Source organism: Citrobacter sp. RHBSTW-00944 (assembly GCF_013615435.1).
Taxonomy (GTDB): domain Bacteria; phylum Pseudomonadota; class Gammaproteobacteria; order Enterobacterales; family Enterobacteriaceae; genus Citrobacter; species Citrobacter braakii.
In genome coordinates, this window is record NZ_CP055418.1 from 4254532 (window position 1) to 4269668 (window position 15137).

Annotated in this window: 14 protein-coding genes; 1 reads left to right on the plus strand and 13 read right to left on the minus strand. The window is 51.4% G+C overall.

Annotation, left to right across the window (positions count from 1 at the left end):
* Nucleotides 1-8 precede the first annotated feature (8 nt).
* The 4 genes from tssC to HV334_RS20640 form a co-directional block, all read right to left on the minus strand.
* Nucleotides 9-1538, minus strand: a complete 1530-nt coding sequence (gene tssC / locus HV334_RS20625; protein WP_181220843.1) for a type VI secretion system contractile sheath large subunit — start codon at nt 1536-1538, stop codon at nt 9-11.
* Nucleotides 1539-1603: 65 nt separating this feature from the next.
* Nucleotides 1604-2101, minus strand: coding sequence for a type VI secretion system contractile sheath small subunit (gene tssB, locus HV334_RS20630; RefSeq protein ID WP_181220844.1), 498 nt, complete (start codon nt 2099-2101; stop codon nt 1604-1606).
* 471 nt (nt 2102-2572) lie between these two features.
* The gene (gss, locus tag HV334_RS20635) at nt 2573-4435 is read right to left on the minus strand and encodes a bifunctional glutathionylspermidine amidase/synthase (protein WP_181220845.1); all 1863 of its coding nucleotides are present in this window, start codon (nt 4433-4435) and stop codon (nt 2573-2575) included.
* A gap of 153 nt (nt 4436-4588) precedes the next feature.
* On the minus strand, nt 4589-6877 hold the full coding sequence (locus HV334_RS20640; RefSeq protein WP_181220846.1) for an FdhF/YdeP family oxidoreductase: 2289 nt from the start codon (nt 6875-6877) through the stop codon (nt 4589-4591).
* A 219-nt stretch (nt 6878-7096) separates the two neighbouring features.
* On the opposite strand from HV334_RS20640, the gene yghU reads away from it, so the two are divergent.
* Nucleotides 7097-7963 carry a glutathione-dependent disulfide-bond oxidoreductase gene (gene yghU, locus HV334_RS20645; RefSeq protein WP_103767113.1) on the plus strand — a complete coding sequence of 289 codons (867 nt, stop codon included), beginning with the start codon at nt 7097-7099 and terminating at the stop codon, nt 7961-7963.
* Nucleotides 7964-8013: 50 nt separating this feature from the next.
* On the opposite strand, the gene hybG is transcribed toward yghU, so the two are convergent.
* From hybG to HV334_RS20690, 9 genes are all read right to left on the minus strand, one after another.
* A complete protein-coding gene (hybG, locus tag HV334_RS20650; RefSeq protein WP_003024459.1) occupies nt 8014-8262 on the minus strand; it encodes a hydrogenase maturation factor HybG in 249 nt (82 codons plus the stop codon).
* A gap of 30 nt (nt 8263-8292) precedes the next feature.
* Complete coding sequence (hypA, locus tag HV334_RS20655; protein WP_016157467.1) at nt 8293-8634, minus strand: hydrogenase maturation nickel metallochaperone HypA; 342 nt, start codon at nt 8632-8634, stop codon at nt 8293-8295.
* The gene (gene hybE / locus HV334_RS20660; protein ID WP_016154490.1) at nt 8627-9115 is read right to left on the minus strand and encodes a hydrogenase-2 assembly chaperone; all 489 of its coding nucleotides are present in this window, start codon (nt 9113-9115) and stop codon (nt 8627-8629) included. Before hybE ends, hypA begins: the two co-directional genes overlap by 8 nt.
* On the minus strand, nt 9108-9602 hold the full coding sequence (locus HV334_RS20665) for a HyaD/HybD family hydrogenase maturation endopeptidase (RefSeq protein WP_181220847.1): 495 nt from the start codon (nt 9600-9602) through the stop codon (nt 9108-9110). The genes hybE and HV334_RS20665 overlap by 8 nt, the downstream gene beginning before the upstream one ends.
* Entirely contained in the window at nt 9602-11305 is a 1704-nt protein-coding gene (hybC, locus tag HV334_RS20670) for a hydrogenase 2 large subunit (protein WP_003024476.1), read from the minus strand. The genes HV334_RS20665 and hybC overlap by 1 nt, the downstream gene beginning before the upstream one ends.
* Nucleotides 11302-12480, minus strand: coding sequence for a Ni/Fe-hydrogenase cytochrome b subunit (gene hybB / locus HV334_RS20675; protein WP_016154492.1), 1179 nt, complete (start codon nt 12478-12480; stop codon nt 11302-11304). Before hybB ends, hybC begins: the two co-directional genes overlap by 4 nt.
* Nucleotides 12470-13456, minus strand: a complete 987-nt coding sequence (gene hybA / locus HV334_RS20680; RefSeq protein ID WP_003828357.1) for a hydrogenase 2 operon protein HybA — start codon at nt 13454-13456, stop codon at nt 12470-12472. The genes hybB and hybA overlap by 11 nt, the downstream gene beginning before the upstream one ends.
* A gap of 2 nt (nt 13457-13458) precedes the next feature.
* Nucleotides 13459-14577, minus strand: coding sequence for a hydrogenase 2 small subunit (gene hybO, locus HV334_RS20685; protein ID WP_016154493.1), 1119 nt, complete (start codon nt 14575-14577; stop codon nt 13459-13461).
* Nucleotides 14578-14766: 189 nt separating this feature from the next.
* Entirely contained in the window at nt 14767-15054 is a 288-nt protein-coding gene (locus HV334_RS20690) for a DUF2623 family protein (RefSeq protein ID WP_016154494.1), read from the minus strand.
* Nucleotides 15055-15137 lie beyond the last annotated feature (83 nt).

Sequence of the window (15137 nt, forward strand, 5' to 3'; positions counted from 1 at the left end):
TTGTGTCGTTAAGATTTCGACTTAGGCATTTGTGAAACTAACGACAAACTGACGTCCATACCTTCAACCTGAAAATGCGGAATGGCATACAGGCGCACGCGGAAGAAGCCTGGGTTATCCTCAATATCCTCCACCACAACACGCCCGTCACGAAGCGGGTGTGAAGCCTGCAAGTCATCGCCAGGATCGGTCATTTCGGTTACCAGACTGCGCAGCCAGTTGTTCAGTTCAAGTTCAAGCAGACGGCGATCTTTGGTCGTACCTATATTTTCTCGCTGCAGGATTTTCAGGTAGTGAGCGATACGAGAAAGCAGGAAGATATACGGTAGACGTGAGTTAATCCGGCTGTTAGCCGTCGCTTCCGGTGTATCAAACAGCGCAGGTTTTTGAGCCGAGTTAGCAGAAAAGAAGCAGGCGTAATCACGATTCTTATAATAAGAAAGCGGAATAAAGCCGAGGTTGGCGAATTCAAACTCCCGGGTTTCCGGAATCATCACCTCAGACGGGATCTTCACCTGATTACCTGTCCCCAGATCGTACAGATGGATAGGCAAGTCTTTAACCGCACCACCCGCCTGTGGCCCACGGATCTGGACGCACCAGCCATTCTTGATAAAACTTTTCACCATGTTCACAGCGAAAGAGAAAGAGGCGCTGGTCCACAGATATTTTTCATGATCCGGGCCCTTAACTTCTTCAACATAGTTAAAACTACGTACCGGCACGGTATCAGGACCATACGGCAGGCGACCCAGAACACGCGGCATAGTTAATCCGATATAGCGTGAATCGTCGCTATCACGGAATGCTTTCCACTTGATGTATTCAGCTCGTTCGAAATAATCATTGATATCTTTTATGGCCGCGACTTCTTCCATATTTTCCTTCAGGAAGAATTTCGGCCCAACGGAACCAATGAACGGCATATGACAGGCAGCTGACACACCCGAAATATTGCGCAGCAGTGCAATATCCTGCGGGCTGTTATCAAATTCGTATGCTGAAATCATTGCCGCAATGGGTTCGCCGCCAGGCTGATCATATTCTTCAATATAAACATGGCGATACAACCCGCTTTGGATAAGTTCCGGCGCGTCGTCAAAATCATCACGCAGCGCATCCTTGCTGATATCCATCATTTCTACACGGACATTTTGGCGAAAATCGATACCGGTGATCATCGAATGCACACCACGCCAGAGCGATTCTTGTTTTTGAAATTCAGCATGGTGCATAACTTCATTAACCTGGTCGCTAATCTGCTTATCCAGACGAGCAATCTGCTCATCCAGCAGCGTTTTATCCAGGCGCTCTACTGGCTGCGCAGCATCCGCGAGGCAAGAGACCAGAACCTGAATAGCGGCGGTCACGCGTTCAGCCGGAGCGGCATCAGAAAGCGCTTCATCGCTCTGCCATGCATCTACATTTTTTAATGTCGAAACCGGGGAAAGATTAATTTTGTCAAAGAGGGATTGATAAACGCTGCGTTCACTGGTCGTGGTGGTCGCGACTGAAGAGGTATGTTCCTGAACAGACATCAACATATTCCTTTTATGATCCTTTACTATTCCTGCCAATTAAGCGGAGGAAACCCTGTATAACGTTAAATCTCTTCTGGCATCATGGTTGCCAGTTCATCACGCAGTTCCTGACTCAGGGCTGGATTTTTGAGGATGATTTCCAGCTCGCGACGAAAAGCAGCGTTATCGAGTAAGTTAGATTTCAGGTCGCGCAGTAAGTTACGCATAGCCAACAGAACGCGTAATTGTGGGATATTTCGTGCGACCTGTTCAGGTTCAAAATCGCGGATATTTTTAAAGGTAAGGTTAATATCGTCAGTTCTGTCATCACCAGCTAACGTATTTTTAACACTCATATTTACTACTGGTGCGAACTTAGCTAACACATCATTGAAATTATTTTTATTAATATCAACCTTTTCGCGCTCGGATAATGGTCGTTGTTCTCTACCATTACTGAAATCACCTACAGCCAAAAGTTTTAACGGCAATTCAACCTTTTTGTGAACGCCTCCGGTATGTAAATCTAACTTAATATTAACGCGTGCCGTCGGCACTTCATTCTGAAAACTGTCACCCATACGTCCCTCTCAGACCGGCGGTTCCTGCCGATATTTTACATTTCCTAACGGAGCATTTTCCAATCGCTCAACGTGTTTCTTACAACGTCATTTCTGCGGGCAGTCAACAACAACTGTTAATGACAATTAACGATTATAATTAATACGCTAACGTAATCCGACATATTACCTGAGATAAAATATGATCAATATCACTAATACACCAAATAATACATTAGTATTATTCATCTAAAAACAAAATCAAGAAAGTATATTATCTAATACAAACGGAGGAAATTGATTAACGTTGAAAACATTCATAAAAAGAATGTTTTTGAGCTATAAAATATTAATTAAAGTAATAATTGTCATTATATCCATATTCCATGTAACTTATTTAAATATATAATCATCGTCAATTTAACTACAAACAGAAAAAAGCCGGAGATATACTCTGGCTTTTCGCATTTCAATCAAGAACTCGCAAAAAGATTACTCTTCCTTCACTACAATCAGCGGCTCGATATCGCTCTCTTTTTTAATCACCAGCGACTCATCGCCGCGCAGGCAGGTCCCCCCATAGTTACCGCCTACGGTGAAGGTACAAACCTGAATATATTTACCAGCAATTTTTGGCAGACACCAAAGCTGCTGATAAATGTTCTTCTGCTCGGCAAACTTACCGCTGGTTTTATCCAGTAACTCTTCCTGATGGCTCACCAGATCGATGTTGCTGCCACAACGTCCTGCAATAGGTTTCACTGCATAACCGGTTTGCGCCAGCTCTTCATTAACAGTGAAATCAGTATCAAGCAGATAGCGGTGGTGTGGGAACAGTTGCCACAGGATCGGCAGAATCGCTTTATTACCAGGGATCACCGTCCACAGAGGTTCAAAGACCAGCACTTCCGGGCGCAGCAACACGTCGATTAAACGCACTTCCTGATTCGTATGCCCGGTACGAATTGGTACCGCAGCGTACTCCGTTTCACTGACCTCTCGCACCTGCTCAATCGCGGTTTCCCACGCCCAGGTTTTCCAGACGCAGTTCACCAGACGATCGTCCCCGTCAATCAGCTGACCAGCGTCATCCCAACGTAGCTCATCGAGGCCACGCAGAATTTTACTGTCAAACCCGGCCTGACGTAGCGCCTGCTGCATAAACTGAGCGTGGTAGTTTTCCTCTATATCTTTATCCTGCATGATGTGGACAAAAGGACGCGCGCGGCTGTGCTTCCAGGCCCCCGCCAGTTCGTTGATCAATCCTTCAGCTGGGTTGTGTCCCTGTCCTGTATAGCCCTGCTCGGCCCATCTTTCGAGGATCAAACCGGCTTCGGTATGGCACGATGCGGAATCGGCGTTGTACTCATACACCTTCAGTCCGCGTTCATCCATACAGAAATCCATACGTCCTGTAATCATATGATGCCGACGACGCTGCCAGGAAAGGCGCAGACGCGGCCAGAGGATTTTCGGGATATCGAACAGCGCCAGCAGGTTGTCATCTTTCAGCACTTTGTCGGTCGCGTGCAGATACATCAGGTGCAGCTCGTTGGTGGCTTTGATCAGCTCCTGCTCTGCACTCTCGGTAATGGTGAAGTACTGATGCGGATCCTGATTAATCACGTGGCCGTTCGCCAGCACGTAGGCTTTCTGCAGCGGATCCTGTTCATCAAGCCATTTACCGTCAAATTGCCCGTTATCTTCCAGTCGCGCGCCGCCAATTCTCAACGAGTCGTTGGCGATCTCCGGCTGCGGCAGGCTGTCACGGGTATCATCGGTCTGGATCATCCAGCCAAGGATGGTGGTGTCGTCAAAGGTATCACGCAGGGTGTAACAACCGTTTTCAACCACCATCTCCAGTTCGCGGGTCCACTGCTGTCCGGGAGGCAACGGCGTATGGAGCACGTTCTGTTCGGCAATACGGATTTTGTTTTCCAGCAACTGGGTGACGACCGCCACATGGCCGGTATCGTTAAACTCACCGCCTTTTTGCCAGATAAGCAGAGCACCGGCTACCGGCGCGCGGGGTGAACCATTCGGAAATGCCTGTAACGGCAGGATATTGTCATTCACCACTTCGCGTAGAAAGCGTAAGGAAAAGATCTCCCAGGCCATGCCCACATCGGTGAAAACCACGCCATAGTTAAGGAAGAGAAAGCGGCGTGCGAACTCTACGCACTGCCATTTGTGGCCCATGTATTCGTCGTCGATATAGCTGCGAAATGCCGCATCATCGTCGTAGTCCCGTGGGTCGAGGGAGCTGTAATCTGAAGAGTAGATTGCTACGCCGCCTGGGGCGTAGCCCAATAATGTCCCGAATGGGGCATCCTGACTGGTCGTTCCTTTGCTCATGCACCTTACCTCAAAACAATACAGCCTGAGCAGGTTGGCGTGAATTTTTCGCTCTGATTGCCTGCTCTGCGACACTAACCGGACAGAGGTCGACATCATCATACACCTCAACGCAGCGGCTGGCGCTCAGAGGCGAAAAATTCGCAGCAGGAACTACGCTTTTGTCACGGTGACCGGTACGCTTTTATACGCCGGAGTCAAACTTTGTGTGTCCACCGCATCCAGCGAAAGCAGGACATTCGCTTCTGGCAGATAAGCGCCTATTGAGCCCACCGCCATGTTGTAAATCACCACCGTCAAGCCGCACATAATGCGATCCGCACAGGGCTGGCCGCGGTCGTCCAGCGCCTGAATGTTGACCACATCTCCCTGGCTCAGACCGCGAGTCGCCGCTTCTTCAGCGCTTAAAAACACCACATCCCGACGACCGGTAATGCCACGGTAGCGATCGTTCATACCATAAATAGTGGTGTTGTATTGATCGTGGCTGCGTAGCGTCGCCAGAACCAGTGCATCGGCAGGCTGATTTTCTCGCTCTACCGCCCGCTGATGGCTGACGATAAAGTTGGCTTTACCATTCGCCGTTCGCCATTCACGGCGCGAAGCGGGCGTATCCATACGAAATCCGCCCGGCTCGGCAATACGGGCATTGTAATCGTGGAACGCCGGGATCACGGCTTCAATGGCGTCACGGATCAGCGCGTAGTCCCCGGTTAACGCTTCCCAGTTGATCGGCGAAAGCGGCAGAGTGGCGTGTGCCATGCCCGCCACAATCGCGGGTTCCGATTTTAACCAGCGGGAAGCTGGCTTCAGCGCGCCGCAGGAAGCGTGGACCATCGACATCGAGTCTTCGACGGTCACCGACTGGATCCCCGTCGCCTGAATGTCGCGCTCCGTTCGACCTAATGCAGGCAGCAGATAATTATGCTTTGCCAGCAGCAAATGCGATCTGTTCAGCTTGGTCGCAACATGGACCTGCAGATCCAAATTTTTCATCGCCGCAAAGGTGCGCTGCGGCTGCGGCATCGCCACCGCCAGATTGCCACCCATGCAAATGAGCGCTTTTGCCTCTCCCCGTTCGATGGCCCGAATACTCTCCACGCTGGAGCGGCCATGTTTACGCGGCACACGGATAGAAAAATGCGTCTCAAGGCGTTGCAGGAAGTCTTCGGATGCCGCTTCGTTGATCCCCACGGAACGGTCGCCCTGCACGTTAGAATGACCGCGCAACGGGCAGATCCCCGCCCCAGGCTTACCCATATTGCCTTTCAGCAGCAGCAGGTTTACCAGTTGCTGGACGTTCTCAGTACCGTTTTTATGCTGGGTGATGCCCAGACCATAACAAATAATAGTGGCACGAGATTTACTGTAGCTGTGTGCCAGGTCCTCCATCTGACTGCGCGTCAGGCCCGAGTCCTGTTCCAGCTCCGCCCAGTTATGCTGACGTAAGTCATCATACAGCGCTGCATATCCAGCAGTATGCTCATCGATAAACGCATGATCGAGTGTCGGTTGCTGATCCAGTAAGATCCGCGCTTCATCCATTTCGATCAGCGCCTTCATGATGCCTTTGAGCAGCGAGGCGTCACCGCCCATTTTTACCTGGTAGTAGTCGTTGCTCAGCTGCGTCGACTGGCCGGTGAACATCTCTTTCGGGCTTTGCGGGAAACTAAAGCGCTCAAGCCCCCTTTCGTTCAGCGGATTGATAGAGATTATTTTAGCCCCGCGTTTGGCAACGTCGCGTAAGGTGGTCAGCATACGTGGATGATTTGTGCCAGGGTTATGCCCGATACAAATCACCAGATCGCAATGGTCAAAATCGTCAAGTTCAACGGTCCCTTTTCCAAGGCCAATGGCCGGCGTTAGCCCTGCGCTGGTCGGTCCGTGGCACATGTTTGAGCAATCAGGAAAGTTGCTGCTGCCATATTCGCGGGCAAAAAGCTGATACAGGAACGCCGCTTCATTTGACGTTCTGCCGGAGGTGTAAAACTCAACCTGCTGGGGTGAATCATAGCTGCGCAGACGCTCGCCTATCTCCTGGAAGGCGATATCCCAATCCACCGCCTGCCAGGTATCTGATGCTGCATCGTATTTCATCGGATGCGTCAAACGACCGATATTTTCCAGCTCATAATCGCTGTAGTGCCAGAGTGTGGAAACCGGGTGACGGCTGAAAAATTCCGGTGACGCTTTTTTACTGGTTGTCTCCCAGGAGACCGCCTTAACGCCATTTTCGCACAGCTCCATTGGCGCACGGTGCCTTGGGTCCGGCCACGCACAGCCCGGACAGTCGAACCCTTTCACCTGGTTCATTTTAAACATCGCGATAATGTCGCGGGCGACAGCCTTTTGCGAAAACACCGAAGCAGTGACGGCTTTTACCGCGCCCCACCCACCCGCCGGGCCCTGATAACCGCTTACTCCTGGAACACCATTTTTCATTATTACTGCTTATTCACCGCCAATTTTTAATTGGTGAATACGGTAGCAATTTCCGTCCAACATTGATTTCCTCTTCATGGAGTACGGAGCGGGTACAATGAACGGGTTAGATTTATCTTCCCCTTTCAGCACAAAGCGACATAAAGTTCCAATCTGTTAAATTGAGTTCTACCTAACTGCTACACTGCATCAACACAACCACTCAGAAGGCAGGTCAATATGTCAGACAATACCTATCAGCCCGCGAAAGTCTGGACGTGGGAAAAATCGAACGGGGGCGCATTCGCCAATATCAACCGCCCGGTTTCCGGAGCCACCCACGAGAAAACGCTGCCGGTTGGCAAACATCCGCTGCAGCTCTATTCGCTGGGTACGCCAAACGGGCAGAAAGTGACGATCATGCTGGAGGAGTTGCTGGCGCAGGGGGTGAAGGGCGCGGAATACGATGCCTGGATTATCCGCATTGGCGATGGCGATCAGTTTTCCAGCGGCTTTGTTGAGGTGAATCCGAACTCGAAGATCCCAGCGCTACGCGATCACTCGCAAAACCCACCGGTTCGCGTATTCGAATCTGGCGCAATCCTGCTCTATCTGGCGGAAAAATATGGTTATTTCCTGCCGCAGGATTTGGCAAAACGCACCGAAACGCTGAACTGGTTGTTCTGGTTACAAGGCGCAGCACCGTTCCTCGGCGGAGGCTTTGGCCACTTCTATAACTATGCTCCGGTAAAAATTGAGTACGCTATCAATCGCTTCACCATGGAAGCCAAGCGCTTACTCGACGTGCTGGATAAACAATTGGCGCAACATCAGTTTGTGGCCGGAGATGAATACACCATTGCCGATATGGCGGTCTGGCCATGGTTTGGCAATGTGGTTCTGGGCAACGTCTACGACGCAGCAGAGTTCCTTGACGCAGGAAGCTACGCGCACGTACAACGCTGGGCAAAAGAGATTGCAGCGCGTCCGGCGGTTAAGCGTGGTCGTATTGTAAACCGCACTAACGGACCTCTGAACGAGCAGCTTCATGAACGCCATGACGCCAGCGACTTCGATACCCAGACCGAAGATAAGCGCCAGAACTAAAATAAATTGCCGGATGGCAACCGCTATCCGGCAATTTCATTCAGGATTTGTCACGCGCTGGTGACGTCGTACTCCATGCGGCGAAGTGCGTCTAACGTGGCTTTAGCTTCATCTTCATCAATGATGCTCATGGCGAACCCTACGTGCACCAGCACCCATTGCCCGACCAGCTCAGCTGTATCACCTTCACAAATCAGGGCAATATTGACATCACGTTTGATGCCGCACACTTCAACCTGCGCAAGCTGGTGAATATCTTCACCAACGGCCAGAACCTGACCAGGGACTCCAATACACATATCTGACTCCGCCCCATAGCAACCTATGGGTTATTCGACTTCAATACTTTTCACTTTCAGTGAATCGCCAGCATCAACCCGCAGACGATCGCCCTGACATTGTGGACACTGCGCATCATGCTGGGTGATTTCCACAACCTGACTGCAATCCCAGCACCATGCCTGGGCTGGCTTGTAATCAATATGCAGCTCACAACCCTGAGCCAGCGTCCCCTGACAGACGATGTCGAAACTGAAACGAACGGCGCTCTCTTCAACGCAGGAGAGCGCCCCGATTTCCAGCCAAACACCGGTTACACGTTTGACACCGTGCTGCTCTGCCTGCTGTTGAACAATCTCAACCGCGCTCTGACAAAGGGACAGCTCATGCATTTTCGCAGTTCCGACGACCCAGCAGCAACGCGCGGCGATTAAGCTGCGGCGCATTCGGATCGCTAACCGGCAGCGATAACAGCATTCGCGCGCAATCGTCAGTCAGACGCATGCCTTCTTGCGCCGACATACTGTGCGAAAGCGGCGACATCAATGAGCAGGAAAGGTATTGCGATACGCCCTCCAGTTCACCAACGGTAAAGGTCATCTCGCCATACGGCAGACGCAGTCCGATTTTTTCGCTGACTTTACGCACCGGCCAGATCTGGTCCGGTCCGGGGAAAATCAGTGCGCTGAGCATCCAGGGCGTGATAACACACCCCGTCCACTGTCCTTCAAACAGCGTAAATTCAGAGACATATACCGGCATGTTCGGATGCAGAAAAGAGAGATCGTGCATTGAACGCCGGGCAACCTCTTCAAACGCTGCCTGAATTTGCATCTTCGGGGCCGTCTGAAAACCGACAAACTCCTCAGACATGAGCCGCCTCCCGCGGGATCGCTTCAACACCTGATTCGCGAAGCGCGGCAAGAACCTGCTCAAGCGCAGGTTCAATCATCGCTTCAACCGTTGGCGTTAGTCCGATATGCGGCTCCAGCGATTCCGGAATAACACCGACTAACGTCAGCTTTTTCGGAAACTCGCCGGTGAAACGCAGGGCCGACAATACGTCGGCCAGACCAAGCTGGTGCGGTGAGATTTTGTTGATAAACAGCGCCGGGATCTCTTCATCCCGCAGGACCATCATCGTTCCTGGCGTGTTTTTCTTCGACACAATGGCGTCAGCAATGATCAGATGATCTCTGTTTGCCATATCACCGAGAAGCTCCATCCCAGCCGTACCACCGTCCAGAACATCAACAAAGTCTGGCAGGACGTACCGTTGTTCTAATGCCTCAACGATACGTACCCCGATGGCTTCGTCGGTCAGCAAAATATTGCCGACCCCTAAGACTAATATCCGCATTACAGAACCTTAACTGAGACCACTTCGTTCCCATCAACGTCCACCACATGCACCGCACATGACATACAAGGGTCGAAGGAGTGAATGGTACGAACCACTTCCAGCGGTTTGTTTGGATCGGCAATCGGCGTACCTACCAGCGAGCGCTCATACGGTCCCACTTCATCATTAAAGTTACGTGGGCCAGAGTTCCAGGTTGACGGTACTACCGCCTGGTAGTTGCTGATAATGCCATCTTTGATCACCATCCAGTGAGACAGCATACCGCGCGGCGCTTCGAGGAAACCGACACCTTTAAATTCACCCGTTGCCGGGATATCCGGTTTCACGAAGGTGGTGTGGTCGCCTTTGCCGATGTTCACAATCAGCGCATTGTACTGATCCTGCAGAACGTTCTGCAGTTCACAGCAGTGAACGGTACGGCCAATAATACGGCCCAACGTAGAGTGCAGCTGTGACACTTCGATAGTTTTACCGGTCAGCTTGGTGTAAATCGCGATGATTTCATTCAGCTTGGCATGGGTAGACTCGCGTTTGGCCGCCAGTTTACACAGCATGTTGGCCAGCGGACCCACTTCAACCGTTTTACCGTAGAAGGTCGGTGCTTTAACCCAGGAGTACTTGCCATCATCTGACCAACCGGTGTAATCAGGAACCGTTGTGCCTTCCCACGGAGCCTGCGGCGCTTCGTCTTTGTACCACGCGTGTTTCGCACTCTCCTGAATCCCTTTGATCAGGTACTCATCGGAGTGAGAGGTGATCGGACGATAGGTCGACAGATCTTCATTGGTGATGTAACCCCCCGGGAACAGGAAGCTACCGTTTTTACCGTCAGTCGGGAATTCCGGTGCGCTCAGATAGTTAACCGCACCTTGACCACGTTCCAGCCATTCAGGGTAGAACGCAGCAATCACCGCGGTATCAACCTTGTAAACCTGCTCAACGAAGTCGCTCAGCTTATCGATAAAGGACTTGATATACATCAGGCGCTCGAGGTTCAGCACGCCAAGGCCGTCGAGGTTAATTGGGTTAGCAACCCCGCCTACCGCCAGGTTCTGAATGTGCGGCGTTTTACCGCCCAACAGCGCCACAACACGGTTAGCATCACGCTGGCATTCCAGCGCCTGCAGGTAGTGAGCGACCGCAATCAGGTTCACTTCTGGCGGCAGCTGCATCGCCGGGTGACCCCAGCAACCGTTGGCAAAAATGCCTAACTGACCGCTGGCAACAAGGTCTTTGATCTTGTTCTGAACCTTAGTGAACTCTTCTGCGCTGTTCAGGTGCCAGGAGGACACGCCGTTCAGCATGGCAGACGCTTTCGCTGGATCAGCTTTCAGTGCAGAGGTGATATCCACCCAGTCCAGCGCAGAGAGCTGATAGAAGTGAACAATGTGGTCATGCGTGGTGTGCGCGGCCAGAATGATGTTACGGATATACTGTGCGTTCACCGGAACATCAATATTCAGCGCGCTTTCTGCTGCACGAACGGAAGAGATAGCGTGAGTGGTAGTACAAACGCCACAGATACGCTGCACAATCATCCAGGCATCGCGTGGATCGCGGTTTTTCACGATCTCTTCCATGCCGCGCCACATGGTACCGGAAGCCCATGCTTTAGATACCACGCCATTTTCGATTTCGCAGTCGATGCGTAAATGACCCTCAATACGGGTTACCGGATCAATAGTAATTCTCTGGCTCATGCTTTGCTCGCCTCATGACGATTTTGATCGTTTTGTTTTAAAGGAGGAAGTATCGGCAGTAGACGAATGAGTACGATGTATGCACAAATCTCAATAGCCACAAAACCAATAGAAATCAACAGTTCTTCCCAGGTCGGGAAGTAGTGGTAGCCACCACCAGGATTGAACGCCACCAACGAATAGGACAGACGCCATGTCGCACAACCCAGCAATGCGCTCAGCGCAGACAGATACAGCATGCGCGAGTCGTTACGCAGCTTAGTGACGCGCAGCACCACCAGCGGGAAGACCATCAGCACGACTTCAATCCAGAACATCAGGGAGTAAAGATCGCCTGAGAACGCATAGGACAGCTTGTCGCGATAGATCAGTTCGCCAAAGCGCAGAACCACGAAAATCGCCAACAGCACGCTGATGGTATTCGTCAGCTTGATGAACAAACTTTTCTCGTCCGGACCATTACCTTTCAGCCCGGCTTGTACCAACGAGCCTTCGAAGATGACGATCGAGAAGCCCATAATAAAAGCGGTTAATACGGAGAAAAGCGGCAACATTTCATAAGCTTGCCATAGCGGATGCACTTTATAGCCCGCAGAAATCATCAATGAACCCATTGAAGACTGGTGCATAGTTGGCAGCAACGCGCCAAGGGCAATAATAAAGAACATCACTTTGTTCAAACGTTTGAGAGAAACTTTCCACCCCAGACGTTCAAACAGAGCCGGAGCAAATTCCAGCGCCATGATGCCGATATAGATGGTCATACAGACCGCCGTTTCGAACAGTACCGAGTTCACGTTGAAGTGGCCCGGAATGTAGAAATACGGCAGGTTCCAGTAACGACCGACGTCAATGGTGATCGACAGACCACCCAGCGAGTAGCCAAACAGGCTCGCCAGCAGCGCCGGACGTACCAGTGGATGGTATTGTCCTCTGTTGAAAACATACACCGCCCACGCCAGCGCCCAGCCACCGCACGCGAAGCCGGTACCAATCAGCAGGTCAAACGCGATCCATACACCCCATGGGAAACCGCCGTTCAGATCGGAGACTGAGCCCAATCCGAAGACCAGACGTTTCACGATCAGGAGCATACACAGGACGATAAGCGGCCCAAAAATAATGACCGGTTTGCTGATTATTTTTCCGCCCAGCGGTTTAGGATCATGACTCATGATCGTCTCCTCCATCGTGATGGTCGTTTTTCGTGTTACGACGAACCAGCACGGTTAAGCCCGCCAGCGCAGCCAGGGGTAATATCATGCCCTTGTACAAGGAATGTTGAACATGTTCGGAACGCGCACCGGTTGAAAGATCATCCAGTTTCGGCAGATCCAAATCCTCGTAAGGAACGCCCGTCAGTACCATAACCTGTGTACCACCACCCTCTTTCTCGCCGTACAGATGGGGGTAATACTTCGGTACCGTATGCAGATAGGTATCGCCTGCTTTCACCGTCTGACGCGGATAGTGGTATTCGCTGCCAGGCTTCAGCGCGAGACGTTTTTTCGCCTCAGCCATCAGCTCTTCACGCGTACCAAAAATCACCGCACCGGCAGGGCACACTTCAACACAACCCGGTAAACCGCCTTTATCCAGACGCTCAACACCTTTCTGGTTACACAGTTCACATTTGTGAAGCGCACCAAACGGGTTGTTGTAGTCATACTTAGGCACATTGTACGGGCAGGCGACCATGCAGTAACGACAGCCCGTGCAGACATCTTTGTCATAGTGGACGATGCCGGTTTTCGGATCTTTCTTCAGCGCGGAGACCGGGCAAACGGAGACGCAGTTCGGATCGACACAGTGCATGCACTGCTTCTTAATGTATGCGTAGCCGTTTTCTTCCTGGTCTTTGTTGACGCCTGTTCCGCTACGCCACACCTGGATGATGTTATTGGTATACGGTGACAGTTTGTCGTTGTTCGACCAGGTCTGCTCGCCTTCCGGGTTACGCGCCGGGAAGTTGATATCCTGACACTTGGTGACACAGGCCTGGCAGCCTACGCACAGCGTCGAGTCATAGAGCATCCCAAGAGAACCAGGGATCGGCGGACGGTTTTCTGCAGCCGCATGGCTGATGGACGGCGCTGCGCCCAACAGCAATGCCCCGCTGGAGGCTGCTTTAATAAAGTTACGTCTGTTCACGGTTATTCTCCCCGTGAGTCAGCGTTATCTTTCTTCTGCTGACGCCCCAGTTCACGAACCGCCATCACGCTGACACCGGCAACCAGTCCTACTACGCCACCAAGCAGCCCAATCGCCCCGGCAGAAATATTGCCGCCTTCTTTCATATTGACGTCAGGTTTCTCGGAACGCGGTGTTTGGTTTTCCACATGAGCAAGCTGGTGAATACCTTTATGGAAACCGACACCTTCTTCGTTACAGCCGTAGCAAGGGTGACCGATAGCCACCGGCCACACGCCGCCAACATCGCAGAATTGCAGCGTTGAGCAGTTGCCGTAGGTTTCTGGTCCTTTACAGCCCAGATGGTAGAGGCACCAGCCTTCACGGTGACCTTCATCGCCAAACTCTTTAGCAAAACGACCTGCATCGAAGTGCGGGCGACGTTCGCAGTGTTCGTGAATCAAACGACCATAGGCAAATGTCGGACGGTTTTTGGTATCCAGCTTCGGCGGCTTACCGTAAGTGATGATATGCGCGACCGTTGCAAGGAAGTTGTGCGGGTTCGGAGGACAGCCGGGGATGTTGATGATGGTTTTGCCTGGCAGAACTTCCTGCAAGCCGACGGCACCCGTTGGGTTAACGCCAGCAGCAGCAACACCACCCCACGCGGCACAAGAGCCGATGGCAATGATAGCGGCAGCGCCTTCTGCGGCCCGGCGGATGTGATCTACGATCGGCTCACCGGCAACCATGCAGTAAATACCATTGTCTTTCAGTGGGATAGAACCATCTACAACCAAAACATATTGCCCTTTGTACTTCTCCAGAGCGTTATGTTTATTCTCTTCGACCTGGTGGCCGAAGGCGGCAGAGAGTACCTCATGGTATTCCAGAGAGATTGTCTCCAGAACGAGGTTTTCCACTGTAGGGTGTGTCGCGCGAAGTAGCGATTCAGTACAACCCGTACACTCCTGCGCACCAATCCAGATAACCGGTGGACGCTGAGGACGAGAAACTGATTCGGCCATTTCTGCGGCGGCTTTGCTACTGAGCCCCATGGTAGCGGCCAGTGCTGCACAAAGCTTCATGAAATCACGGCGATTGATGCCGTTCGAATTGATGAGAGAGTTATCTCCAGTCATTTTATAGTTATTCCGTTGCGAAGACCTGGCTTTTATTTTGCACCTTTCGCATGTTGCATATTGCGATCGGCGCGCCATTTACCACACTTTTTATATGGTTATGTGCATTATAATACTTCGGCGGAGCAACAAAACGAAGGCGTAGGTCAATAGTGTAATTAATTAAAGCAAGATAATACCCCTTTCGGATCAAGCTTCGAGACGATAGCCAGCCATGAAAAAACGAATTGTTGTACTGGACTGGTTCTCTTTAAAGAAATCCATAACCATCTCTTTATCCAGCCCATAGCGACGCGTGAGGATCCCCGCTTCCCACGCGCTGAGCTGTCGATCGCCCGTTTTTTCAAACATTCGATGAGAAAATCCCAGCACAAAACCGCGTTTATAATCAGCACAAAAATTGGCCGCCGTGCGTGCGCTATCCGCACTTGACGCGTTTAATCCGGCCATCAAGCCTTTTCCAAAATGGTTGTCCATGCATAACCTCCAATCGCTATATAATAAATTATATAGCGATTTTTTAAGCAAAGACCAGAGGTATCACGTACTTTTTTATGCCC